Source organism: Aestuariibius violaceus, assembly GCF_040779325.2.
GTDB classification, from domain to species: domain Bacteria; phylum Pseudomonadota; class Alphaproteobacteria; order Rhodobacterales; family Rhodobacteraceae; genus Aestuariibius; species Aestuariibius violaceus.
On the sequence record NZ_JBFONT020000003.1, the window covers coordinates 177,463 to 201,578 of the forward strand.

25 protein-coding genes are annotated in these 24,116 nt (G+C 63.9%); 14 read left to right on the forward strand and 11 right to left on the reverse strand.

Features of this window, described 5'->3' with window-relative positions; translation table 11 throughout:
• Positions 1–102: 102 nt before the first annotated feature.
• Both AADZ90_RS12920 and AADZ90_RS12925 read right to left on the reverse strand, forming a co-directional pair.
• Positions 103–1,032, reverse strand: coding sequence for a class I fructose-bisphosphate aldolase (locus AADZ90_RS12920; RefSeq protein ID WP_367310424.1), 930 nt, complete (start codon positions 1,030–1,032; stop codon positions 103–105).
• Between the two features lie 153 nt (positions 1,033–1,185).
• A complete protein-coding gene (locus tag AADZ90_RS12925; protein WP_367310425.1) occupies positions 1,186–2,376 on the reverse strand; it encodes a phosphoglycerate kinase in 1,191 nt (396 codons plus the stop codon).
• Positions 2,377–2,505: 129 nt separating this feature from the next.
• Here AADZ90_RS12925 and AADZ90_RS12930 point away from each other — a divergent pair, with 129 nt between their 5' ends.
• The 3 genes from AADZ90_RS12930 (at position 2,506) to AADZ90_RS12940 (ending at position 4,592) form a co-directional block, all read left to right on the forward strand.
• A complete protein-coding gene (locus tag AADZ90_RS12930) occupies positions 2,506–3,012 on the forward strand; it encodes a peptidylprolyl isomerase (RefSeq protein WP_367310426.1) in 507 nt (168 codons plus the stop codon).
• On the forward strand, positions 3,005–3,550 hold the full coding sequence (locus AADZ90_RS12935; protein WP_367310427.1) for a peptidylprolyl isomerase: 546 nt from the start codon (positions 3,005–3,007) through the stop codon (positions 3,548–3,550). The genes AADZ90_RS12930 and AADZ90_RS12935 overlap by 8 nt, the downstream gene beginning before the upstream one ends.
• A gap of 73 nt (positions 3,551–3,623) precedes the next feature.
• Positions 3,624–4,592, forward strand: a complete 969-nt coding sequence (locus AADZ90_RS12940; RefSeq protein ID WP_367310428.1) for a DUF3179 domain-containing protein — start codon at positions 3,624–3,626, stop codon at positions 4,590–4,592.
• On the opposite strand, the gene AADZ90_RS12945 is transcribed toward AADZ90_RS12940, so the two are convergent.
• The gene (locus AADZ90_RS12945; protein WP_367310429.1) at positions 4,589–5,509 is read right to left on the reverse strand and encodes a GNAT family N-acetyltransferase; all 921 of its coding nucleotides are present in this window, start codon (positions 5,507–5,509) and stop codon (positions 4,589–4,591) included. The genes AADZ90_RS12940 and AADZ90_RS12945 overlap by 4 nt on opposite strands.
• 79 nt (positions 5,510–5,588) lie before the next feature.
• Positions 5,589–6,842, reverse strand: coding sequence for a tyrosine--tRNA ligase (gene tyrS, locus AADZ90_RS12950; RefSeq protein WP_367310430.1), 1,254 nt, complete (start codon positions 6,840–6,842; stop codon positions 5,589–5,591).
• A 68-nt stretch (positions 6,843–6,910) separates the two neighbouring features.
• On the opposite strand from tyrS, the gene AADZ90_RS12955 reads away from it, so the two are divergent.
• Both AADZ90_RS12955 and AADZ90_RS12960 read left to right on the forward strand, forming a co-directional pair.
• Complete coding sequence (locus AADZ90_RS12955) at positions 6,911–8,017, forward strand: anhydro-N-acetylmuramic acid kinase (RefSeq protein WP_367310596.1); 1,107 nt, start codon at positions 6,911–6,913, stop codon at positions 8,015–8,017.
• Positions 8,018–8,334: 317 nt separating this feature from the next.
• Complete coding sequence (locus AADZ90_RS12960) at positions 8,335–8,580, forward strand: EF-hand domain-containing protein (RefSeq protein ID WP_367310431.1); 246 nt, start codon at positions 8,335–8,337, stop codon at positions 8,578–8,580.
• 45 nt (positions 8,581–8,625) lie between these two features.
• On the opposite strand, the gene ilvN is transcribed toward AADZ90_RS12960, so the two are convergent.
• Complete coding sequence (gene ilvN, locus AADZ90_RS12965) at positions 8,626–9,192, reverse strand: acetolactate synthase small subunit (protein WP_367310432.1); 567 nt, start codon at positions 9,190–9,192, stop codon at positions 8,626–8,628.
• A gap of 389 nt (positions 9,193–9,581) precedes the next feature.
• The gene (locus AADZ90_RS12970) at positions 9,582–11,327 is read right to left on the reverse strand and encodes an acetolactate synthase 3 large subunit (RefSeq protein ID WP_367310433.1); all 1,746 of its coding nucleotides are present in this window, start codon (positions 11,325–11,327) and stop codon (positions 9,582–9,584) included.
• Between the two features lie 631 nt (positions 11,328–11,958).
• On the opposite strand from AADZ90_RS12970, the gene AADZ90_RS12975 reads away from it, so the two are divergent.
• The 8 genes from AADZ90_RS12975 (at position 11,959) to AADZ90_RS13010 (ending at position 19,810) form a co-directional block, all read left to right on the forward strand.
• Positions 11,959–13,041: a TRAP transporter substrate-binding protein gene (locus tag AADZ90_RS12975; RefSeq protein ID WP_367310434.1), complete on the forward strand. Its 1,083-nt coding sequence runs from the start codon at positions 11,959–11,961 to the stop codon at positions 13,039–13,041.
• Positions 13,042–13,133: 92 nt separating this feature from the next.
• Entirely contained in the window at positions 13,134–14,186 is a 1,053-nt protein-coding gene (locus tag AADZ90_RS12980; RefSeq protein WP_367310435.1) for a TRAP transporter small permease subunit, read from the forward strand.
• An 18-nt stretch (positions 14,187–14,204) separates the two neighbouring features.
• Entirely contained in the window at positions 14,205–16,559 is a 2,355-nt protein-coding gene (locus tag AADZ90_RS12985) for a TRAP transporter large permease (protein ID WP_367310436.1), read from the forward strand.
• A gap of 380 nt (positions 16,560–16,939) precedes the next feature.
• Positions 16,940–17,107, forward strand: coding sequence for a hypothetical protein (locus tag AADZ90_RS12990; protein ID WP_367310437.1), 168 nt, complete (start codon positions 16,940–16,942; stop codon positions 17,105–17,107).
• Positions 17,107–17,268: a hemin uptake protein HemP gene (gene hemP, locus AADZ90_RS12995; protein WP_367310438.1), complete on the forward strand. Its 162-nt coding sequence runs from the start codon at positions 17,107–17,109 to the stop codon at positions 17,266–17,268. Before AADZ90_RS12990 ends, hemP begins: the two co-directional genes overlap by 1 nt.
• Positions 17,196–17,702 (forward strand): hypothetical protein, encoded by a 507-nt coding sequence (locus tag AADZ90_RS13000; RefSeq protein ID WP_367310600.1) that lies wholly within the window; start codon positions 17,196–17,198, stop codon positions 17,700–17,702. The genes hemP and AADZ90_RS13000 overlap by 73 nt, the downstream gene beginning before the upstream one ends.
• A gap of 70 nt (positions 17,703–17,772) precedes the next feature.
• Entirely contained in the window at positions 17,773–18,657 is an 885-nt protein-coding gene (locus AADZ90_RS13005; protein ID WP_367310439.1) for a LysR substrate-binding domain-containing protein, read from the forward strand.
• An 88-nt stretch (positions 18,658–18,745) separates the two neighbouring features.
• Positions 18,746–19,810 (forward strand): tartrate dehydrogenase, encoded by a 1,065-nt coding sequence (locus AADZ90_RS13010; RefSeq protein ID WP_367310440.1) that lies wholly within the window; start codon positions 18,746–18,748, stop codon positions 19,808–19,810.
• Here the strand turns inward: AADZ90_RS13010 and tpiA are convergent.
• The 3 genes from tpiA to AADZ90_RS13025 are packed head-to-tail and all read right to left on the reverse strand — an operon-like array spanning position 19,807 to position 21,211.
• On the reverse strand, positions 19,807–20,514 hold the full coding sequence (gene tpiA / locus AADZ90_RS13015; protein WP_367310441.1) for a triose-phosphate isomerase: 708 nt from the start codon (positions 20,512–20,514) through the stop codon (positions 19,807–19,809). The genes AADZ90_RS13010 and tpiA overlap by 4 nt on opposite strands.
• Before the next feature lies 1 nt (position 20,515).
• The gene (locus AADZ90_RS13020) at positions 20,516–20,845 is read right to left on the reverse strand and encodes a TfoX/Sxy family protein (protein WP_367310442.1); all 330 of its coding nucleotides are present in this window, start codon (positions 20,843–20,845) and stop codon (positions 20,516–20,518) included.
• A 3-nt stretch (positions 20,846–20,848) separates the two neighbouring features.
• Positions 20,849–21,211 carry a HesB/IscA family protein gene (locus AADZ90_RS13025; RefSeq protein ID WP_367310443.1) on the reverse strand — a complete coding sequence of 121 codons (363 nt, stop codon included), beginning with the start codon at positions 21,209–21,211 and terminating at the stop codon, positions 20,849–20,851.
• 429 nt (positions 21,212–21,640) lie between these two features.
• On the opposite strand from AADZ90_RS13025, the gene AADZ90_RS13030 reads away from it, so the two are divergent.
• Positions 21,641–22,567, forward strand: a complete 927-nt coding sequence (locus AADZ90_RS13030) for an HNH endonuclease (RefSeq protein WP_367310444.1) — start codon at positions 21,641–21,643, stop codon at positions 22,565–22,567.
• 225 nt (positions 22,568–22,792) lie between these two features.
• Here the strand turns inward: AADZ90_RS13030 and AADZ90_RS13035 are convergent, their stop codons facing one another.
• Both AADZ90_RS13035 and AADZ90_RS13040 read right to left on the reverse strand, forming a co-directional pair.
• On the reverse strand, positions 22,793–23,338 hold the full coding sequence (locus AADZ90_RS13035; RefSeq protein ID WP_367310445.1) for a sugar O-acetyltransferase: 546 nt from the start codon (positions 23,336–23,338) through the stop codon (positions 22,793–22,795).
• Positions 23,335–24,072 (reverse strand): DUF3307 domain-containing protein, encoded by a 738-nt coding sequence (locus AADZ90_RS13040; protein ID WP_367310446.1) that lies wholly within the window; start codon positions 24,070–24,072, stop codon positions 23,335–23,337. Before AADZ90_RS13040 ends, AADZ90_RS13035 begins: the two co-directional genes overlap by 4 nt.
• Positions 24,073–24,116 lie beyond the last annotated feature (44 nt).

The following is a 24,116-nucleotide window of genomic DNA, read 5'->3' on the forward strand; positions in this document are numbered from 1 at the left end:
GGGGGAAAATCGCCAATTTCCTCAGAAAACCGGCGATTTCCCAAAATCATGCCCGAAAATGTGTCCGACGGAATGCCGACGGAATGCCGACGCGATGCCGCCTCAGGCTTTGCCCCGATAGATATCCATCAGCTTGCCCAGCATCTCCATCGCGTCCGCCCGGCTCCGCTGGAAAGAGTTCCGTCCGATGATCGACCCGTTCCCGCCGCCGTCACGAATGGCGCGCGCGTCGTCATAGACTGCATCACTTCCCTTCTTCGACCCGCCGGAGAACACCATGATCCGCCGCCCGTTGAAGGCTGACTGCACGCAATGACGCACCCGCGCGGCTTGCGAAGAGACATCTATCCCCTCGGATTCATAGACTTTTTTCGCTTCCGGTAGCGACAGATAATCGGTCGACAGCTTGATCTTGATGACATGCGCACCCAACAGCGCCGCGATCTGCGCCGCATAGGCGGCTATATCAATCGCCGTCTCGCCGTCCTTGTCCAGGGATTCGCCACGCGGGTAGGACCAGATGACGGTCGCCACACCCTTCGCCTGAGCTTCGCGCCGCATCTCCTTGATTTCCTCGAACATTTCCAGCCCCGACGACGACCCCGGATAAATCGTGAACCCGATCGCCGAGGCCCCGATCCGAAGCGCGTCATCCACGCTGGCCGTGATCGCCTGGTTCTTTGATTGGTCGTCCGGCATCAAGGAGTTAGCCGAATTCACCTTGAGGATCGTCGGGATCTGCCCCGCAAACGTATCCGCCCCCGCCTCCAGCATTCCAAGGGGGGCCGCATAGGCATTCAGCCCTGCATCGATCGCCAGCTTGTAATGATAATGCGGGTCATACGCCTCCGGATTGGGCGCAAACGACCGCGCCGGACCATGCTCAAACCCTTGATCTACAGGCAGAATGATCATCTTGCCCGTCCCGCCGAGTTTCCCCGTCATCAGCATCCGGCACAGCTGCGCCTTCACCCCCGGCGGCTCGCCCTCGTAATTCGCCAGGATCTGTTGAACCGCGCGCGTCGCCTTCATCGTGATGTCCTTTCCGGTCGCTGATGGGTGCTCTTTCCGGGTAGGCAAGGGCGGACGGAGGCACAACGCTTTTAGCGCTCACAGGATCGCCTGTTTTCGCTAACAGTCGGTTTTCCCGGCGCTTTTCGCCGCCAACCGGCGAAAGCCCGCCGATCACGTCTCCAAAGCGGCGACCCCGGGAAGGGTCTTGCCCTCCATCCATTCCAGAAAAGCGCCGCCTGCCGTCGAGATGTAGCTGAACCGCTCCGCAGCGCCCGCCTTGTTCAGCGCAGAGACGGTATCTCCGCCTCCCGCAACCGAAACCAGCTGCCCCGCCGCCGTCCGCTCTGCCGCGTGACGCGCAGCCGCGTTGGTCGCGGCATCGAAGGGTTCGATCTCGAACGCCCCCAAAGGACCGTTCCAAATCAATGTCTTGGAGGCATCTATCGCATCCTTGATCTGCTCGACCGTCGCCGGGCCCGCATCAAGAATCATCGCGTCCTCCGGGCACTCCTGTGCGCCCACCGTCTCATGCGCTGCATGCGCCTTGAACTCCCGCGCGATCACCACGTCCGACGGCAGGATGATCTCGCGACCCCCGGCGTCCGCCTGATTAAGGATTTCGCAAGCGGTGTCCGTCATCTCATGCTCAGCCAGGGATTTGCCGATCTCGTGTCCCTGCGCCGCCAGAAACGTATTCGCCATGCCCCCGCCGATGACCAGCCGATCCACCTTGCCGATGAGATGCCCCAACAACTCCAGTTTGGTCGAAACCTTCGCCCCGCCGACCACCGCGATGACGGGGCGCTCGGGCGCCTCCAGCGCGCTTTCCAGCGCTTCAAGCTCCTGCGCCATCAAAAGCCCTGCGGCCGACGTCAGGTGCTGCGCCACGCCCTCGGTCGAGGCATGGGCCCTGTGGGCGGCCGAAAAGGCGTCGTTCACATAGACATCGCCCAGCTTCGCCATCTCGGCGGCGAAGGCGGGGTCGTTCGCCTCTTCCTCCGCATGAAAACGTGTGTTTTCAAGGAGTAAGACCTCACCTTCTGCCAGGGACCCCGCTGCGCTTTCGGCTTCTGCCCCTATGCAATCCGCGGCGAACCTCACCCGCGCCCCGAACGCCTCCTCAAGCGCCGGGACAAGCTGACGCAGCGACATGTCGTCGACGACCTTGCCCTTCGGACGCCCGAAATGCGCCAGAAGGATCGGTCGTCCCCCCCGCTCCAGAATGGCCTTCACCGTCGGCACGATGCGTTCGATCCGGGTGGCATCCGTGACGTGACCGTCCTCGACCGGGACGTTGATGTCGACCCGCGTCAAAACCCTCTTTCCCACCAAGTCGAGATCGTCAAAGCGCGTCCATGCCATCTTGCACCCTCCGTGGAGACCCGTTGCGCGGGTGATCGCGCGCCCATCCGCCCGGGTCAAGGCGGACCGGTTGGCATCCAGCCGCAAGCGCCCTAGGGTCTGGCGAAATGAAAGCAAAGGGAGGTCTCCGTGGCAGAGATCAAAGATCCGGAAAACACGATCGTCATCGAGCTTAAGGATGGGCCTGTCACCATCGAGCTTTTGCCGGACGTGGCGCCGAAGCACAGCGAACGGATGAAGGAGCTGGCTCGTGCTGGTGCATATGATGGTGTTGTCTTCCACCGGGTGATCGATGGGTTCATGGCCCAGACCGGCGATGTGGCGCACGGCAATTTCGACAAGGATTTCAATATCGGGCGCGCGGGGACCGGTGGGTCGGACCTGCCCGATCTGCCCGCGGAATTCTCGAAACTGCCCCATGACCGCGGTACATTGGGTGCGGCACGGTCGCAGAATCCAGACTCGGCCAATTCGCAATTCTTTATCAACTTCAGCGACAACCACTTCCTGAACGGCCAATACACGGTCTACGGGCGGGTCATTGAAGGTATGGAGCACGTCGACAAGATCATTCGAGGAGAGCCGCCAATGAACCCCGACAAGATGATCAGCGTGAAGGTGGCCGCCGATGCGTAGTCTCGCAGTTCTGGCCGTCCTTGCCGCGGGTCCTGCCGCGGCAACGGGCCTTGAGGTCAACATCGCTGGAGAGGCGCAAGGCACTGTCGTCATTGATCTTTTTGAGGATGTTGCGCCAAACCACGTGGAACAGATCACCACACTGGCAGAGGAAGGTGCCTATGACGGCGTCGTCTTCCACCGGGTGATCGATGGGTTCATGGCCCAGACCGGCGATGTCCAGCATGGCGGGCCGGAGGGTAATCTGGCACGGGCGGGTACCGGCGGTTCGAACCGGCCGGACCTTGCGGCGGAGTTTTCGGACCGGCCGTTCGAACGTGGTACCGTGGGCATGGCCCGCAGCTCCAGCCCCGACTCCGCAAACAGTCAGTTCTTCATCATGTTCGCGCCCGCATCGCACCTGAACGGTCAATACACCGTGGTGGGCGAGGTCACGTCAGGGATGGAGATCATCGATCAAATCAAGCGCGGCAACGGACCGAACGGCGCCGTCACGATCTCCCCCGACCGGATGGCCGAGGTGCGGGTCACGCCATAGTGCAAGCTTTGTGAGCGCATCGGGCTGGCTCGTCCAAGCCGGCCCTGCCATCTTTCCCTCAGGGAGATTGGTGATGCTGTTGCGTTTGCTTAGCGGGTTCGCCGCTTTTGTTCTTGCTGTTCAGTCGGTTGCGGCGAGCCCTGAGTTCTGGGCACGGGAATGGCCACGGACCGACTTCAGCCGGACCAGCCTATCGTCCTGGGTCGAGATCCTGTCCGGCGGTCCGCCGAAAGACGGGATTCCGGCGCTCGACGATCCGACGATGATCCAGGTCAGCGACGATCGGTGGCTGGACGACCGGGAACCGGTCATCACGGTGGAAATCGACGGGGCTATCCCCCATGCCTATCCGCTCCGGTACCTGACATGGCACGAGATCGTGAACGATACGGTCGCAGGTGTGCCGGTCGCGATCACGTTCTGTCCGCTCTGCAATTCCGGGATCGTCTTTGACCGGCGGACGGCGTCGGGACCGTTGAGCTTTGGTGTCTCGGGTAAACTGCGTAACTCCGACATGATCATGTATGATCGCGAGACGGAAAGCTGGTGGCAGCAGGCCATGGGTGAGGCCATCGTTGGCCAACTGACCGGCACCACGCTGAGACAGATCCCGACCTGGATGGAGAGTTGGGGTCAGTTTCATGGGCGCAATCCGGACGGACTTGTGATGGAGGAGCCTGGCTGGTCACGTGACTATGGCTCCAACCCTTATGTCAGCTATGACAGCTCGCATCGGCCTTCTCTGTATTCCGGAGAGCTTCCTCCACATGATATTCCCGCGCTGGCCCGGGTCGTTCGTGTCGGAGACCGGGCTTGGCCGGTCTCACGATTGACCACGGGTGTGGTGAGCGAGGAGGGCCTTGTTCTGACATGGGAGGCCGGTCAGACGTCCGCGCTCGATACCCAGCAGATCTCAAAGGGGCGGGACGTCGGTTCGGTCCGTGTGCGGGATCAGGCGGGGCAGGACGTGGCCCATGATGTCATGTTCGCTTTCGCGTTTCATGCGTTCTGGCCGGACGGCCGCTGGATGCTGGGGAACTAGGCGCCTCTGTCCGACGATCCAGGCCGACGGCGAAAGGGACGTGTTAGGGGGCTGCTGATCCAGGTCCCTCCAAGGGTGCAGGATGACGCGCCGGTGCCAAGCTTGAAGCGCGCGAGGCCAGAATTGGCCGGACAGACGCGGAGATCCAGCCAGATGTGGCCGTGATCGGCAAGCCAGCAGCTCGCCTCCCAAAGAAGAAGGTTATGGGCCGACAGGCGCCGTCCGACCTCGCCCGACCAGCCGAGATAGTAGCTGGCCGTGACGCCATGACGGACAAAGACCATCCCCGCGCAGGGGCGTCCCTCATGAAAGGCGGAAAAGAGCTGCACCCGATCAGGTGCCTGGGCGGCAAGGGCGAGCAGGAGGGCATCCGGCAAAGCGCGGTACCCGACCGTTTTCCGGTGGCGCGCATTCCCTTTGATCACCCAATGATCGGGATCTGCAGACATCGGCCCGTGATGTAGCTTCAGCTTGTGGCTTTCCGCTTTAACGAGGCGGTTCCGCCACTTCTGGTGCAGACAGGCCCGGCGAAGCTCGTGGGGCATGCTGAGATCAAGGCGAGCGAGGGGCTGCCCGCGGGAGAGCCTGAAGAAGCCCGCGGCCGCGAGCGCTTTAGCGTCCGATGGGGCTTCGGCATCGATGACGATCGGACGGCGTTGGCCGGCGAGGGTTGCAAGAGCTCCGCGCCGCGTGACATCGTCGGCCTCAGCCGTCCAGACAGGCCCCCGCGCGCCGTAAGCAATGCGACCAATAAGTGGAAAGCGCCGCTCGATAACCTGCATCGTGCCGATGCGCCGCCGCCCCGCATGCAGCCCGACACGTCCGACGCTGTGGCCAAGGCTGCGAAGCGCGTCGGCATAGGCAGGGTGTTGCTGCAGAGCCGTGGCCGCGATGCGGCAGTCGAAGGCGCCATCCATACCGGGGAGATACCCCGGAAGTCGCTAACGGACGCTTAACGTGACCCGCGCAGGCGGCTGTTGCCTGCGCGTGCCTTGTTCACTCTTCCAGTCGCACCAAGGCGTGGCGCTTTCGCCCTGCGCTGAGTTTGAGTGGCGATGCGATGTCGGACACGACGAACATGCGCCCCGGATCTGTCAAAGGAGCATCGTCGAGCCGCGCACCACCGCCTTCGATCAGGCGTTTGGCCTCTTTGCCCGACGAGGCGAGGCCGGAGCGCACAAAAAGCTGCGCGGCCGAGATCCCGTCGCCCACATCCGACGGCTGAAGGGCAAGTGTCGGCAAATCCTCTCCCGTGCCGCCCCGCTCGAAGACCTCGCGCGCTGTCGCTTCGGCGGCTTCGGCGGCGTCCTTGCCGTGGAGCAACGTGGTCACTTCGTTGGCCAAAACGATCTTGGCTTCGTTGACCTCCGACCCGGCGAGCGCGCCGAGCCGGTCGCATTCTTCCAGCGGCAACTCGGTGAAAAGCTTCAGGAACCGCCCCACATCGGCGTCCATCGTGTTCCGCCAATATTGCCAGAACTCATAGGGTGACAGCAGATCGCCATCCAGCCAGATCGCGCCGCCCGCTGACTTGCCCATCTTTCGACCATCGGCCGTCGTCAGAAGCGGCGAGGTCAGGCCATAGATCTCGTGGTCAAGCACGCGGCGGGTCAGGTCGATGCCGTTGACGATATTCCCCCACTGATCCGAACCGCCCATCTGCAGCAGACAACCATAGCGGCGGTTGAGCTCCAGGAAGTCGTAGGCCTGCAGGATCATGTAGTTGAACTCCAGGAAGGACAGCGACTGCTCCCGGTCGAGGCGGGACTTGACGCTTTCGAAGGACAGCATCCGGTTGATCGAGAAATGCCGCCCGATATCCCGTAGGAAATCGAGGTAGTTGAGGTCGTCCAGCCATTCGGCATTGTTGATCATCAGGGCGTCGGTCGGTCCGTCACCATAGGTGAGGTAAGTGGCGAACACCTTGCGGATGCCGGCGATATTCGCGTCGATCTTCTCAGGCGTCATCAGCGACCGTTCGGTATCGCGTCCCGACGGATCGCCCACCTTTGTCGTTCCGCCACCCATCAAGGTTATCGGCTTGTGGCCGGTCTTCTGCAGCCAGCGCAACAGCATGATCTGGATCAGCGAGCCGACATGCAGCGACGAGGCCGTCGCATCGAAGCCGATATAGGCCGGAACGATCCCCTTCGCCAAAGCCTCGTCCAGCCCCTGATAATCGGTGCAGTCGGCGACGAAGCCGCGGGCCATGAGTGTCGCGATGAAGTCCGATTTCGGATGGTATGTCATGGGAGCGTTCCGTAGTCTGAGCACGCCCTCTATAGAAGGGGCGCCCAAGGAGGGAAAGCTGGATGGCGATGCGGGTTCTGGGCTGCATGTCAGGGACGTCGCTCGATGGGATCGACGCGGCTGTGATCGAGACCGATGGGCACAGTATCCATGGTTTCGGGCCGTCTGGTTATCGCCCCTACACGCCCGAAGAGCGTCAGGTCTTGCGCGCCGCCCTCGGGCAGTGGGACGGCGCTGCGGTAGAGGCTGCGGCCCGGGTGGTCGAGGCGGCCCATATCGAGCTTTTGGGGCAGTTCGCAGAGGTCAACATTGTCGGTTTCCATGGCCAAACACTGGCGCATGCGCCGGATGAGGGGCGCACATTGCAGGTCGGCTCCGGGGAAGTCTTGGCAGATGCATTGGGGCTACCGGTCGTCTGGGACTTCCGCAGCGAGGATGTGGCCACAGGCGGGCAGGGGGCACCGCTCGCGCCGTTCTATCACCACGCTTGCGCGGGGTGGATCGGAGCGAAGGCGCCGCTGGCCTTTCTCAATCTCGGGGGAATCGGGAATTTGACATGGTGCGACCCCGCGGCTGGTGATCCCGCTGAGCCGGGGGCACTGATTGCCTTCGATACAGGGCCGGCCAATGCGCCGGTCGACGAGCTGATGCAGGCGCGGCAGGGCGTGTCGCACGATGCGGATGGGGTTCTGGCCTTGTCCGGAACGGCGAGCGAGGCGCTGGTGGAAGAAGCGCTGGCGCATCCGTTCTACCGAAAGGTGCCGCCGAAATCGCTCGACCGGCTCGACGTGACGGGGCTGGTGGAGACAGTGCTGCACCTTGGTGATGCTGATGCCGCCGCGACGCTGGCCGCAATCTCGGCATCGGCGGTCGTGCGGGGGCTGGAACATTGCCCGACCCTGCCTGCGGCGATCCTCGTGAGCGGCGGGGGGCGCCGGAACGGCGCGATCATGGCGATGCTGGCCGAGCGGTCGGGCCTGCCGGTCGCGCCGGTGGAAGATCGGGGCCTCGACGGAGACATGCTGGAGGCGCAGGCCTTCGCGTTTCTTGCGGCGCGGGTGATGGCGGGATTGCCGACCTCTGCGCCCGGAACGACCGGCGTCTGGTGGCCCGTCAGGGGCGGGCGTCTGGCCCGGCCGGGGCAGGAGTTGGAGCTGCGGAACGCGGCTCTCTGAGAGGCGATCGATTCGCTTTGCAAAGAGGCCCAACGCACTGGATCGCGGGGCCGTCATCCAATAGCGGCCAACGGGATCGTGCGCCGATGCGCTGACCTTTGCCGAAGAGGCTCCTGTGGATAAACGCCGTTCCGCCGATCGCGTGTCAGTTGTGCCAAACGTGCAAAAAGCCGCGATGGCCGGGTGCCGCTCTCGGCCACTCGCCGCGCGTTTATCAGCCTTGTGCCACCCCCCATGGATTTCCGCCCGGCGGCACCCTTCATTCAGTTCCGAGGCGTTACTTGCCGCCTCCATAAACCCAACGAAGGGAGTGAACTATGAAGTATCTGACCGCTATCGCCGCCGCCGGCCTTCTGGCCGTACCGGCTTTCGCATACGACCTGGATGCGTCGATCGACACGGATGGCGATGGCCTCTACAGCTTCCCGGAGCTGCAGACGGCGTTTCCTGAGGTGACCGAAGACGTCTTCACCGCGATTGACGTGAACGGCGACGGCGCCGCCGATATGGACGAGATGGCCGCAGCGGAAGCCTCTGCGCTGATACCTGCCAGCGAAGGCTAAGCGGCATCGGGCCGTGCCGTGGTAGCCCCCAGCACGCGGCACGGTCTAGCGGGCGTCGCCTCTCGCAAGGGCGGCGACACCCGTGCGGGCGATCTCGACCAGCCCGAGGGGGCGCAGAAGATCCGAGAATGCATCGATCTTTTCAGGCGTTCCCGTCAGTTCGAAGACGAAGCTCTCAAGCGTGCTGTCGACCGCCTTGGCGCGGAAGATATCGGCCAGGCGCAGGGCCTCGACCCGCTTCTCCCCCGTTCCCCTGACCTTCAGCAACGCCAGTTCCCGCTCGACCGAGGGGCCTTCGACCGTGAGGTCGTGGACCTCGTGGACCGAGACGATCCGGCCGAGCTGGGCCTTGATCTGCTCGATCACCTGCGGCGTGCCTGTCGTGACGATGGTGATGCGCGAGCGGTGGCCCTCATGGTCGATCTCGGCGACCGTCAGGCTTTCGATGTTGTAGCCGCGGCCGGAAAAGAGGCCGATGACCCGGGCGAGGACGCCCGGTTCGTTTTCGACGATCACGGCCAGCGTGTGCCGCTCCTGCACGTCCGAGAAGGTCGGGCGGAGGTTGTACGCGGAGTGGCTCGTGGCGCCTTTTTTTATCTTCAGGGCTGACATTCTTCGGCTTTCCTAATCGTCTATAAGAAGACCCATTTGTCTCAGCATGGCACGCCGCCGGCCGGAAGGCGGTAGGCCAGCCGTTGCGTCGAGAAGCGCCCGCTCCTCCTGTCGCAAAGCACGCCGTTTGGCCGCATTCTCGGTCCCCCAGTGCCTGTCTTTGACGCCGTGCGACAGACGAAGGGTATCCGCGCCTTCTTCCGAAAACGCCGACAAACCTGCACGGTCGGTTCGGCGAATGCGACGGTTTTCCATGGCCTTTATTGTTCGGGCGTGTTTGCGCGCAGCTTTATCTGAGCTATCCGCAGCAGTCTTGCGCTGGCGGGAATTGCTCCTTGCCTTCAGTTTCGCGGGATCAGAGCCCTTTAAGCGGCTTGGTTTTTGCATGATCACACCAACACTGCCCCTGTCGCCGTAATCTGCCCTTGCGTCTGGGCATCGCCCAGCAGCATCTCGTTATGGGCCTTGCCCGAGGGGATCATCGGGAAGCAGTTTTCGTGCTTTTCGACCAGGCAGTCGAAGATGACCGGGCCGTCATAGGCCAGCATCTCGATGATTGCATCGTCGAGGTCGGCGGGATCGCTGACCATGATGCCTTTGGCGCCGAAGGCCTCGGCGAGCTTCACGAAGTCGGGCAGGGCGTCGGACCAGGAATGGGAGTAGCGTTCGCCGTGCAGCAGCTCCTGCCACTGGCGGACCATGCCGAGGCGTTCGTTGTTGAGGATGAACTGCTTGACCGGCAGGCGGTATTGGACCGCCGTTCCCATCTCCTGCATGTTCATCAGCCACGACGCCTCGCCCGCGACATTGATGACGAGGGCGTCCGGGTGGGCCAGTTGCACGCCGATCGAGGCGGGGAAGCCGTAGCCCATCGTGCCGAGCCCGCCCGAGGTCATCCAGCGGTTCGGATCCTCGAAGCCCAGATATTGCGCGGCCCACATCTGGTGCTGGCCGACCTCGGTGCAGATATAGCGGTCGCGGTCCTTGGTCAGCGCCTCGAGCCGGACGAGGGCGTGCTGGGGTTTGATCGTCTTGCCCTCCTGAGTGAAGGCCAGGCAGTTGATCTTGCGCCAGTTCTTGATCTGGTCCCACCAATGGGTGATGTCGGCGATCTTCGAGCCGCGCTCGCGCCAGACGCGCAGGACCTCTTTGAGGACGGTGCCGACATCGCCGAGGATCGGCACGTCGACATGGATCACCTTGTTGATCGAAGATGGATCGATGTCGATATGGGCTTTTTTCGAACCGGGGCTGAAGGCGTCGGTGCGGCCGGTGATGCGGTCGTCGAAGCGGGCGCCGACATTGATCATCAGATCGCAATCATGCATCGCCATGTTGGCCTCGTAGAGGCCATGCATCCCGAGCATCCCCAGCCAGTTCTTGCCAGACGCGGGATAGGAGCCCAGGCCCATCAGGGTCGAGGTGATGGGGAAGTCGGTTTCGGCGACGAGTTCGCGGAGCAGCTGGCTCGCCTCTGGGCCGGAATTGATGACGCCGCCGCCGGTATAGAAGACGGGCCTCTTCGCCTTTTCGATCAGGTCGACCAGCGCTTCGATCGCATCGGGGTCGCCTTCGGTCCGCGGGGCGTAATGGGTTTCGACCTTCTCAGCCGCCTTATATTTGCCGGTCGCGAATTGCACGTCCTTCGGGATGTCGATCAGGACAGGGCCAGGGCGGCCCTGGGTCGCGACGTGGAAGGCCTCGTGGATCGTTTCTGACAGGCGGTCGGTCTCTTTCACCAGCCAGTTATGCTTGGTGCAGGGGCGGGTGATGCCGACGGTGTCGGCCTCCTGAAACGCGTCGGAGCCGATCATGAAGGTCGGAACCTGGCCGGTCAGAACGATGATCGGGATCGAGTCCATCAGCGCATCGGTCAGGCCGGTGACGGCGTTGGTCGCCCCGGGGCCTGAGGTAACGAGCGCGACGCCGGGCTTGCCGGTAGAGCGGGCATAGCCTTCGGCAGCGTGGACGGCGCCCTGTTCGTGGCGGACGAGGATGTGCCGGATCTCGTTCTGCTGAAAGATCTCGTCGTAGATCGGTAGGACGGCACCGCCGGGATAGCCGAATACCGTGTCCACGCCGTGATCGCGCAGGGCTTGGACAACCATTTTCGCTCCGGTCATCTGACGTGTCATCCTATCTCTCCGTATCCGTCAGTTTTTGATCTGGTCAGTTTGCTTTGCTCACAAAAAAGCCCCCGAGGATGTCGGGGGCGCATGGGGAACCGTGATGGTCTACCGTTACCGGCCCATGCGCCATTTTCCTACGATAAGAAGGACGAGGTCCATCGGGGTCTCCGTTCGCGTGTTTGCGGACATTAGGCAGGCAGCCGGGACAGGTCAACATGGCAGTGCGGAGAAAATGTCGCGCCAGCGAAGTTTTTCGCAATTTTCTTTCCGCGGATGACTGGCTTGTCGCGAGGTCCAGAATGCTGCACTGCAGCATAACGGCTCGAAGTCTGCGCGGGCGTCGCGTTTGACGCCGCAGCGGGCCAGTCTGGAGATTCGGGCGGATGTTGCGGCCGTGTTGCATTCGGGTTGGCGCACGAAGTCTAGGCTGTTGCCCGTAAAGAATGCGTTTCCATGGCGGCCGATCGCATGTGTGTGATGTTGCGCGACCTGTTTGCGTTATCGGCGCCGGATCGGGGGAAAGTACGGCCAATCCGCTATTTACACCCTGTTCGCAACCGTTAGTCTCCGCCCACTTGTTACGATCTGGCCAGTCCCCGGGGGAGGGGGCGGGTGAAAAAAACCGGGAGGAGTATCTATGGATCGTCGTTCTTTTCTGAAAACTTCGGCAATCGGCGGATCGGCCGCAGCCGCGACCACGCTGGCCGCGCCGGCCTATGCGCAGGGTGCGCGGACGCTGACGATGGTCACGACCTGGCCCCGGGGTCTGGCCGGGGTGCACGACGCCGCACAGCGCGTCGCCGACTCGATCACGACGATGTCAGACGGCCAGCTGACCATCGATCTGAAATCCGCGGGCGAGCTTGTGGGCGCATTCGAAGTCTTCGACGCCGTCAGCGCCGGTCAGGCCGATATGTATCACGGCGCCGACTACTACTTCGTGGGTCAGCATCCGGGTTATGCGTTCTTCACCGCCGTGCCCTTCGGCATGACCGCGCAGGAGCTGACCAACTGGTACTACCATATGGGCGGCATGGAGCTGCATGACGAGCTGGGTCAGATCTTCGGCCTGAAATCGTTCCTCGGCGGTAACACGGGCGCCCAGGCGGGCGGCTGGTTCCGTCAGGAGATCACCGGGCCGGAAGACTTCCAGGGTCTGCGGTTCCGGATGCCTGGGCTTGGTGGCGAGGCGCTCGGCAAGATGGGCGCGTCGGTGCAGAACCTTCCGGGCGGCGAAGTGTATCAGGCCTTGTCGACCGGTGCGATCGACGGCACCGAGTGGATCGGACCCTGGTCCGACCAGGCGGCCGGTTTCCAGGAGATCACCAAGTTCTACTACACCGCCGGCTTCCACGAGCCGGGCGCAGGTCTGTCGGTCGCAACCAACCGCGACGTCTTTGACAGCCTCACCCCGGCCCAGCAGAAGATCATCGAGATCGCCTCGGCCGAAGCGCACCAGTGGAACCTGGCGCAGTTCCTGGCCAACAATGGCCGGGCCCTGCAGCAGCTTCAGTCGGAAGGCGTTCAGGCGCTCGAATTCCCAGACAGCGTCTGGGATGCGATGGGCGCCGCAGCGCAGGAGACGCTGGCGCAGTACATGGATGACGAGCTGTACAAGCAGATCCACGACAGCGCGATGGATTCCATGCGCGCCTCTTCGGGCTGGATCACCCGGTCTGAAGGAGCCTATCGGGCGCAGCGCGACCGTATCCTTGGCTGATCGCCAGATGCCGATCTGAATGCAGATCCGTCCGGCCATGGGCCGGGCGGATCTTTCGGCGCGGACGGCATGCGCCCTAAGGGAGGGACCTGATGGAAGAAGAAGAGGCCGCGGGACGGCTCTGGCCCTACGAGACGGGATTTCAGCAGTGGTTCGAGGGGCTTCAGGCGTTCGGTGATCCTGACGCCCGCGCGGCCGCCATCGCCGACGGACAGGAGCCCGAGACCATCGGCGGATTTCAGGCCGTGCTGGAAGCGTTCGGCTGGCTCTTCGGCAATTTCATCGAGGTTTTCTATAACGTCGCCTATGCGCTGAGCCATCCAGGCTTGTGGCTCAACTGGGCGGATCGGGAGGCGCTGACGCGCTTTATCTATTACGGCGGATCGGTCGAGTTCTTCTTTGTCGTTCTGACCATCATCCTGATCGTCGCGATCATCGGGTTCATTAACAACCGCGTCATGTGGGGCACGGTTGTCGGTCTTGAGGGTGTTGCGAACTTCATCGGACGACTTTTCGCCTGGGCCGGTCTTTTCATGGTGCTGCAGCAGATCCTGATCGTGTTCATGCAGCGGGTCTTTGCATCGTCCCAGATATCGCTGGGGTTCGGGACCGCCTTCACCAAGGATATCAGCTGGTGGGCGGAGATGCTGAAGTTCGAGAATGCGCTCGTCGTGACGCTGTGCTGCACCTACACCTTCGTTCAGGGCGGACATGTGCGGGTCGATCTGGTCTATGCTGCGATCGGCCACCGGGCCAAGCGGGTGGTCGACATGTTCGGGTCGCTCTTCTTCATGATGCCCGTGGCCATTATCGTCTGGATGTACAGCTGGTTCTTCTTGTGGCGGCACCTCGTGGTGCCCAACCCGTCGGCATCGGAATCGCTAGACCGGCTGATGATGAAGAGCAGGGCGCTGCGCTGGAATGTCGAGACGATCGGCTTCTCGCCAAACGGTTTCGATGCCTACTTCCTGTTCAAGGTGCTGCTGGTGGCCTTCACCGGGCTGGTCTTCCTGCAGGCGGTGGCCTTCTTCTTTCGCTCGTATCTTGAGTGGAAGGAAGGCGAAGAGAGCGCAGGCAAATATCTGGATAGAGACGTTCTGGATCAGGGTGAGGCCGAGATGGCCGCGCCCGAGCATCTGGCGTAGATGTAAGGGGCAGCCGGGATGCTATTCGGTCTGGACGGGGTCGAGATTGGCCTCATCATCGTTTTCCTGACGCTTTTTGCAGGGATCCTGTCGGGGTTTCCGGTTGCGTTCGCAATCGCCGGGTCGGCTGTCATCTCGTTCGCGATCATCGCGGCGCTCGATAGTGGGGGGCTGCTGATCCACCAGGCGATCGACACGTCCTCGGCGGAGTACCGGGCGTTGCTGGCGGAGGGGGTGAGGGCGGATTCCGTCTCGATCTTCCGATATCCGGAGCTGCCGCGAATCGGCGAGCCCGTCTTCGTTCAGGGCTGGGAAGTGGCGCTCGACAGGAACGTGTCGTTTATCGTGAACCGGATCAACGAACGGGTGTTGGCAGGCCAGTCGATCGAGACGCTGCTGGCGGTGCTGATGTTCGTCCTGATGGGCATCACGCTGGAGCGCAGCCGGATCGCGGACGATCTGCTCAAGACGATGGCGCGGGTCTTTGGGCCGCTGCCGGGTGGTCTGGCCGTGTCGGTCGTCGTCGTGGGCGCCTTCCTGGCTGCCTCGACCGGGATCGTGGGAGCGACAGTCGTGACGATGGGGCTCTTGTCGCTGCCGACAATGCTGAAGAACGGGTATTCGCCGCAGTTGTCGACGGGGGTGATCGCGGCTTCGGGCACGCTGGGGCAGATCATCCCGCCCTCGATCGTGATCGTCCTTCTGGGAACGCTCGCGGGCGATCTCTATTCGGCGGCGCAGGAGCAGCGAGCGCAGTTGGTCGGCTGCCGGGACGCGCTGACCTATCTGGGCGAGCCTGCGGTCGTCTCGGTCGGCACGCTGTTCCAGGCGGCGCTGCTGCCTGGGATCATGCTGGCCCTGCTCTATGGGCTTTATGCCTTCGGATACGCCCTTCTGAACCCATCCAAGGCACCCGCGGTGCAGAGCACTTCGGCGACAGGAGAGATCATTACGCGGAACGAGGCGTTCACCTGGTTCCTCGGCATCCCGACGGCGCTGATCGTGGGCGTCATCCTGCTGGGACAGGTCGGCATGGTCGGCAGCCAATCGGTGACGGTCGACAGCTTCTCGGAGGCGGGCGCTTCCGCCTCGCTGCGGACGAACGTGCCGCCCGATTGCGCCGAGGCGATGATCGAGCTGCACGGGCAGCAGGCGTGGGATCAGGCAGTGGCCGAACAGGCCGCGATCGAAGAGGCTGGCGGCGTCCAACTGGCCCGCCAACTGACCCCCGAAGAGCGGGCGACGTTGGTGCAGGAGCGGATTGCCAACGCGCCACCCATTGGCACCGGGTTGGCCATTGCCATGTTACTGTTTGGCTTGTCTTTCGCCGTTGCACGGGGTGTTGCGCCGACGGCCAGCCCGCGGCCGCTGCTGATTGGGGGCGTGGGGATCATCCTCGCGCTTATGGTGGATATCCTGGTGATGGGGCCGACGATGTCGCCCGGTCTGAGGACCATAGTGCTCGCCATCCCGCTGGTCCTGATCATCTATGGAATGGCCAAGGCCGCCGGGATGATGGGGCGGAACGAGCTGTTGCGGGTCGTCTTCCCGCCGCTTGTGCTGATCGTCGCTGTCCTGGGCTCGATCCTGGGCGGGATCACCAACCCGACACCGGCGGCGGCGCTGGGCGCTGGCGGAGCAATCCTGCTGGCTGCCTATAGAAAGCTGAAAGATCAGGGAAAATCGGCCTTCGTTATCCTTGGCGCGACGCTGGCCATCGTGCTGATGATCGTCATCGGCGTGAATTTCGACCTGCGGATCAACCACGCCAACGTGCCGATCGAGCGCTGGCTGGCCTTCTTCGTGGCCTTCAGCTGCTTCCTCTTCGGGATGTTCGGGCTGCTTTATGCCTGCGCCGTCCTTTGGATGGGGGGCGTCCTGACGCCCGTCGTGCGGGAGACGGCCAAGGTGACGAGCATGGTCTTTACCATCCTGATCGGCTCGCAGCTCTTGAACCTTGTCGTGATCTCCTTCGGCGGAGAGCACTATATCCAGCAGTTCCTGCGCAGCTTCGACAATGAGTGGCAGGTGTTCCTCATCGTCATGGTGGTGCTGTTCATACTGGGTTTTGTGCTCGACTTCCTCGAGATCATCTACATCGTGATCCCGATCGTCGGGCCAGTCATCTATGGCGGCACGCTCGACCCGAAATGGGTGACGATCATGATCGCAGTGAACCTGCAGACGTCTTTCCTGACACCGCCCTTCGGGTTCGCGCTGTTCTATCTAAGGGGCGTGGCCCCGAAGGAAGTGACGACGGGCCATATCTACAAAGGTGTCGCGCCATTCGTGCTGATCCAGGTCGTGGGCTTGCTGCTTCTGGCGGCCTTCCCGGCGGTGGTGACGATCATCCCGAACCTGCTGTCACAGTAAGGGCTAGGTTAACGAACGGGTCTGACCGGGTCGGGGAGGCAACGCCTTTCCCTCCCAAAGTGGTTAATGGCCCTGTTTTCGTTCGGATTTTGGAGGGCGGCATACCGTCGGCATCCTGTCGGACATCTGTCGGACACCCGTCAGACATTTTCCCTGGTTACCCCACCGTGCGGTGGTTGCCTGCGCAACACCTGGAAACAGTTCTGCGATAGAGCAAGATTGTTTCCCTTGGGGGCATTCATCATTTTGCCGCCGATTCAATAACAAAGTCTTTTTGTCGGGATTGACATCCCCGGCGCTGCAAGCCACCCTTCCTACATCCCAGCCACCCGAGACGGGCAGCCCGGATTGCATCCCTGACGACCAGAGAGGCACGCGCCGTGGATCCTGCCAAAAGACAGCCGAAACCCATCCAAGCCGCCGAAACCGCGGCGTCCGAACTGGCATGCTGCTGCCCGAACGAGGTTCTGGGGGACGCGCTGGAATGCGGTTGTCCGGAGGAAGCGGAGCTGGAGCCGCTGCTGGACCGGGTGGAGCTGGCGCGATGATGCCCGCCCAGACAGGAGATGCACCACCACGGGCCACCAAGATCCCGGCCCATAATGCGAGAGAGCTTGTGGGAGAGGAAGGCCAGGCATGGATCGTGCTCGACGGACAGACCTATATTTTGCGGATTACGCGCGCGGGGAAGCTCATCCTGACGAAGTGACGCACGGCGCCGGGCCGGTCGACCGGCTGGGACAGCTCGAGGCGCGGGTGATCCGGGACATGCGCCAGTGGAGCGAAGGCGTGCCGGGGCAGATCCCGGTCTGGGAAAGCTATCGCGCGGCCATCGGCGACACCGCTGCAGCAGAAACGGTCGCGACGCTGGATGCGCTGATCGAGATCGTGGGCGAAGCCGCCTGCCGCCCGCTAAAGCGCTACCGCGTCGGCTGCGCCTGCGCCGGAGTGGACGAGGCGAATTTCGCCCATACCGTCGCGCTCGCCTCGGACGGGCACCGCCGCGAAGCGGTGATGATCGCTGCGCTGATCGTCACGGCGAGCCGCGCCCATCAAATCGCCTTGCTGGCGGGGAGCTATGGCCATGCGCTGCGCCGGATCCTCGCGGCGGAGGGGGCACAGCGGCGGCGAAAACTGCATTAGCTGGCCGTTCCCACGGTTGCGATTGATATAGAAAGGGTGAACAATCCGGCATCGATCTGGAAGGTACCCTTTGGAACTCAAGCAACTCAGGATCTTCATCGCCGTGGCCGAGGAACTGCATTTCGGTCGTGCGGCGGAGCGGATGCATATGGCGCAGCCCGCCCTGTCGGCGCAGGTGCGCGGGCTGGAAGAACGGCTGGGCGTGAAGCTGTTTGAACGGACGACGCGCACGGTGAGCCTGACCCGGGCGGGCGAGGTATTTCTGCCCGAAGCGCTGGCCACGGTCGCGCAGGCCGAAGCTGCGGCGTCTGCGGCACGCGCCGTGGGTGGCGCGGGAGGCGATATGCTCAAGTTAGGGGGGGTGGATTCGGCCACCGCGGGCATCTTGCCGGACGTCATTCGCCGGTTCCGGCGGACCTCACCCGATGTGGAGCTGAAGGTGTTCGAGATGCTGTCGGGGCCCGCGATCCACGGGCTGTCGAACAAGTCGCTGGATATCGGGTTCGTTCGTAACCCGCCGAAAGAAGACTATCTTTTGTCGCGGCATGTCCTGACCGAGCCGATGGTCGCGGTTCTACCGGTGGATCATCCCGCGGCGGCGATGGAGGCCGTGCCGACGCGCCTGATCGCGGCGGAGCCGCTGGTGCTGCCGGCCCGGTCGCACCGGCCGATCCTGTTCGATCTGGTGCATCATTATTTTGTCGAGCGCGGGTTCGATCCCAACATCGCGCAGGAGGCGAATGAGCGGCATACGATCATCGCGATGGTGGCTGCGGGCCTTGGCGTGTCGATCGTGCCGCGATGGGTGGAGTCGCTGCACCACGATGCGGTGGTCTACCGGCCCCTGGAGGATGGCGGACCGCTGGTCGAGACCCACGTCGCCTGGCGGTCGAGCGAGACGTTGGACGCGGTCGCACAGTTTCTGGAGCACCTGCCGGAAGTGCCCGCGGATTAAGACGTGGGCCTTCTTAATGATCCCGTCTAGACTGGACGTGATCGAGCCGCTTGAAAGGCGGGGTCGGCCACATTGAGAGGGGGACCCCATGACGACACGGCGCTATCGCATCGCGACAATCCCAGGCGACGGGATCGGGACGGAGGTCATCCCGGCGGGGCAGCGCGCGGTGGAGGCGGTGGCCGCGCGGCACGGATTTGCCGTGGCGTGGGACGTCTATGACTGGTCCTGCGCGCGGTACGCCGAGACGGGGCGGATGATGCCGGAGGACGGCGTTGACCGGGTGCGGGGGGCGGACGCCATCTATCTGGGTGCGGTCGGGGCGCCGGGGGTGCCGGATCATGTGTCTTTATGGGGGTTGCTGATCCCGCTGCGGCGGGAACTGGACCTCTACGCCAATGTGCGGCCGGTGAAGCTGATCGAGGGGATCACGTCGCCCCTGGCCGGGCGGGGGCCCGAGGACATCGATTTCGTCGTCGTGCGGGAGAACGTCGAGGGCGAGTATTCCGAGATCGGCGGGCGGCTGCATGGCGGGACGGAGCACGAGATGGTCAGCCAGATGTCGGTCTTCACCCGGCGCTGCACGGACCGGATCATGGACTATGCGTTCGAGCTGGCGAAGGGGCGGCGGGGGCACGTGACCTCGGCCACCAAGTCGAACGGGATCGTGCATACGATGCCGTTCTGGGATGAACGCTTCGCGGCGGCGGCGGCGCGGCATCCGGGGGTTGAGACGGTGCAGTATCACATCGACATCCTGACGGCGTATTTCGTGCGGAACCCGGATTGGTTCGACGTGGTGGTTGGGTCGAACCTTTTCGGCGATATCCTGTCGGATCTGGGGCCGGCGATCGCGGGGTCCATTGGGATCGCGCCGTCGGCGAACCTGAACCCCGAGAGGGCGGCGGCGTCGATGTTCGAGCCGGTCCATGGCTCGGCGCCGGATATTGCCGGGCAGGGGGTGGCGAACCCGATCGCGGCGGTCTGGACGGCGGCGATGATGCTGGAGCATCTGGGCGAGGACGAGGCCGCGGCGGAGCTGATGGGGGCGATCGAAGCGTCGCTTGCCCGGCCCGAGACGCGGACGCGGGATCTGGGCGGGACGGCGGATACGGACGGGTCGATCCGCGCGGTGATCGAGGCGATCGGTTAGGACGCTTCCAGCGCGGCGATGATCGGTGAGAAGGCGTCGGCCGTGAGGCTGGCGCCGCCGACAAGGGCGCCGTCGACATTCGGGATCGCGAAGATCTCGGCCGCGTTGGCGCCTTTGACCGAGCCGCCGTAGAGAAGCGGCGTGTCGGGCGCATGGTCGCGGAGGAGGGCGTGGACCTCGGCGATTTGATCCGTCGTGGGCGTGCGGCCGGTGCCGATGGCCCAGACGGGTTCATAGGCGATGACGATGGTGCCGGTTTCCGGGCGGCCGTCGGTGAGCTGGCGGGCGACGACATCGAGGGTCTGGCCCGCGTCGCGTTCTTCCAGCGTTTCGCCGATGCAGAGGATGGGGGTGAGGCCGGCGTTCAGCGCGGCCTCGGCCTTGGCGCGGATCAGGGCGTCGGTCTCACCATGGTCGGCGCGGCGTTCGGAGTGGCCGACGATGACATGGGTGGCGCCTGCGGCGCGGAGCATGTCGGCGGAGACGTCGCCGGTATGGGCGCCGGAGGCCGCGGTGTGACAATCCTGGCCGCCGGTGGCGATGGGGGTGCCGTCGAGATACTTGGACAGTTGCGCAAGCAGCGTGGCCGGTGGACAGAGGAGAATGCTGACGGATGGAGCGGGATGCGCATCAAGCAGTTTCTGTACCTCTGCGCTGTCGGGCGCATTCATCTTCCAGTTCCCGGCGGCGATCTTCTGCGGCATTTCAGCCCTCCAGTTCTGCGAGGCTCTGCCTGGCGAGGTCGCAGGTGCGGGCGGGATCGTCAAGAAGGTCGGGCGGCAGGATCCAGTAGGGCATCGCACCCGAGACGCCGTTCGAGCGGGTATAGACCCACTTTTCGCCGCCCGCGGCCTCGATCTGCGGGATGCTGGTCGGCGTGCCCTTGAGCATCACGCGGCCATCGGAATGGACCAAGGCGAAGAGCGAGCCGTTGGCGTAGATCAGGCGCCCGCCCATCATGGCGCGGGTCGTCAGGTCGCCCAGATCATCGAAGAGGTCGAGCGCGGCGGCAAGATCGGCCTCGCTCACGGCCATGGGTCAGCTGGCGGAGAGGGTTTCGTCGAACTTGATCGACTCGCCGCAACCACAGGCTTCGGTCACGTTGGGATTGCGGAACTTGAAGCCGGATTCGAGGAGCGAGGTTTCGTAGTCGATCTCGGTGCCGAAAAGGAACATCTGGGCCATCGGTGCGATCATGACGCGGGCCCCGTTTTCCTCGATGACCTCGTCGAGGGGATCGATCTCGGTCACGTAGTCCATCGTATATTCCATGCCCGCGCAGCCGCCTTTCTTGACGCCGATGCGTAGGCCCTGGGTGCCGCCTTTCTGCATCAGGCGGGCGATCTGGGCGGTGGCGGCAGGCGTCAGGGTGACAGCCTGTTTTCCGGGAATGGCGAACATGGGTGCGCTCCGTTGCTTAGGAGTAACTTATGGGCGGAGCGGGCCCGGCTCAAGGCCCAGCGCAAGGGGCCTGTTGTCGCGCCGGGTTTTGGGGGCGCTGCCCCCGCCGCCGCTGGCGGCTCCCCCGAGGTATTTGGGGCAAGATGAGGAGGATCTTGGGAGCGGGGGGCGTTAAGGTTGACCGTCGTTAAGGTTAACGCAGCAAGCGCGGGTGGTGGCGGATGGCATGAAACCGGGGGCGCCGGGATTGTCAGGAGGTGGATGTGATGGCGGCCTGGATATGGGGCTGGCTGGGGGTCAGGTTATCCGCAGCTGGCGATCGGCTGATCAGAAGGTATCGGCCGTTTGTCCCTGGATCAGCGGATTGGGTGCCTACCGGGCCTTCCGAAAATGCTTGTGCTCGGCCCCAGCACTGCTTTGCTTGCCTGCATGGTCAAGCTCGTTCTCTTGCACAAGGCTGAGTCGATCTACGATGATGAACCGGACGTCGTTTACGATTTTCCTCGCACTTACCTGAAAGCTGTCACCGAGGCGGTCGGCGACTGGATCATCTACTACGAACCGGTCAAGGCGGGGCCGCGCGGCTATTTCGCTGTTGCGCGGATCGGGAAAGTCATCCCGAAACCGGGGTTTGAGGGGCGGTATCTTGCGCTGATCGAACCGGGCAGTTTCCTGCCCTTTGATCGTAATGTTGGCCGTCTGCAGGATGGCAGGCCACTTGAGAGCGCGCTGGCCGAGGCAGACGGGACGCCCAGGAAGGGTGGCGCGATTCAATTGGCGGTGCGCCGCTTGCCCGATGCCGAGTTCGCCCGGATCGTCGATCTTGGCCTGCCGCAAGACCTCGAGAGGATCGATGCGATGCGGTACGGGCCTGGCGACGGCTTTCACGAGGAAGGTCTGCCCTTCACGCGGCCGGTCGTGGAGAGGCTGACCCATCGGCCGTTCCGGGATGTGGCGTTCCGCCGCAAGGTGCGCGAGGCCTATGATTATCGCTGTGCGATGTCCGGTCTTCGGTTGCGCAATGGTGGCGGGCGTCCGGAGGTCCAGGCGGCGCATATACGGCCCGTCGCGCAGGCGGGGAGCGATTCGGTGCGCAACGGGCTCGCGCTGTCCGGCACGTTACATTGGATGTTTGATCGAGGGCTGATCTCGGTGGCGGAGGATTGTGAGACGATCCTTGTTTCCCGGAACAAGGTGCCAGGCGAGGTTGTCGGCAGGCTGCTACCGGCTGACGGCAAGCTGATGCGTCCGGTGCATGGCCGAGACGCTCCGCATCCCGAGAACCTTCGGTGGCATCGCGAGAACGTCTTCGGTCAGATGCTGATGGACGCCCCCGCTTCCTGGGATGGACTTTAGCTGGCGGAGGTCGGTCTTTCCTATGGGCTTGCCTTGGTGAAAGGGCGAGGGGGCGCTGCTCCCGCCGCCCCTCGTGCCGAGTGGCGGCTCCCCCGAGGTATTTGAAGCAAGATGAGAAGGGGGCGAGATGGCGACGAGCGCGTTAAGGTTACGGGCGGTTAGGGTTAAGGGCGCTGTGGATGTGTGGGACGGTTGGTCGTTGGTTTTTTGGGGCGCTTGGTGGGGTTAGCGCAGCGCGCGGGCGGGGTTTCCGGCGACGGTGGTCCCTTCGGGGACGTCGCGGGTGACGACGCTGCCGGCGCCGATGGTGGCGCCGTCGCCGACCGTGATGCCGGGGAGGAGGAGGGCGCCGCCCCCGATCCAGACATCGGCGCCAATGGAGACGGGCTTGCCGTTTTCCAGGCCCTTGGCGCGGGTGGCGGCGTCGCGGGGGTGGTCGGCGGTCAGGATCTGGGTCATCGGGCCGATCTGGGTGCGGGCACCGATGGTGACGGGGCAGACATCGAGGATGACGCAGCCGTAGTTGAGGAAGACATCCTCGGCGGTTTGGATATGGACGCCGTAATCGACGTAGAAGGGCGGGCGGATGACGGGGATCGCGCTGCCGGGGGCGAGGAGGTCGGTAAGGATGGCGCGGCGGGCCTCGTCCTCTCCGTAGACCGTCGCGTTGTAGTCGCGCATGAGGTGTTGGGCGCGTTTGCGCAAGGTGACGAGCTCTGGGTCGCCGGGGCGGTAGAGGTCGCCTGCCAGCATCTTGTCGCGTTCCGTCATGGGGTGAACCAGCCGAGTTCGAGAAGGAGGAGGCGGGTGGCGAGGCCGGCGCCTAGCGCCCAGCCGAGGGAGGCCAGCGTGCCGATGATGACGTATTCGGCGACGCGGCGGTCGTCCTTGCTGGCGTTGAAGCGGAGGACGGATTTGGCGGCCAGCAGGAAGCCCACGCCGGAGGGGTAGCCCGCGGTGACGAGGCCGAAGGCGAGCGCCCGTTCGAGCTGGCCGATCAGGCGGCCCGCGTCGGGGAGGCTGCCCTTGAGGATGCGGTAGCGGAGCCAGCGCCGTTCGCGCATGTCCAGCAGCTTGGCGATGGCGTGGCCGCCCATGATGACGGCGCCGATGCCGCCGGCGAGGAGGGCGGCGAGCGCCGGGATGGGGTCGGTGACGAGGGGCGGGAGGGTCTGAGCCCAGAGGCCGGTCGCCCAGAGGTCGGGGGCGTGGATCGCGAGCGCGCCGATCGTGATGAGATGGGCCGCCTGGTCGAGGAGGAAGGGTTTCAGCCGATCCGAGACGGTGAGCTTGATCGCGTCGATGACGGCATGGGCGGCGGTGAGGGCGAGGAGAAGGAGCCAGTCGGCGACGGCCCCTGTGGCGGCGAGGGCGGTGGCGAAGACGATCGCGATGTGCAGCAGGAAGGCGGGCGGGCGGCGTTTGTTGACGACGATCCAGTCGCTTTGGAACACGAAGTCCGCGAGCATGTGGGCGAAGAGGAGGAGGGCGAAGGTTTCGATCATGAGACGGGGGCTGATTTGCAGAAATCAGGTTTAGGAGCCTGATA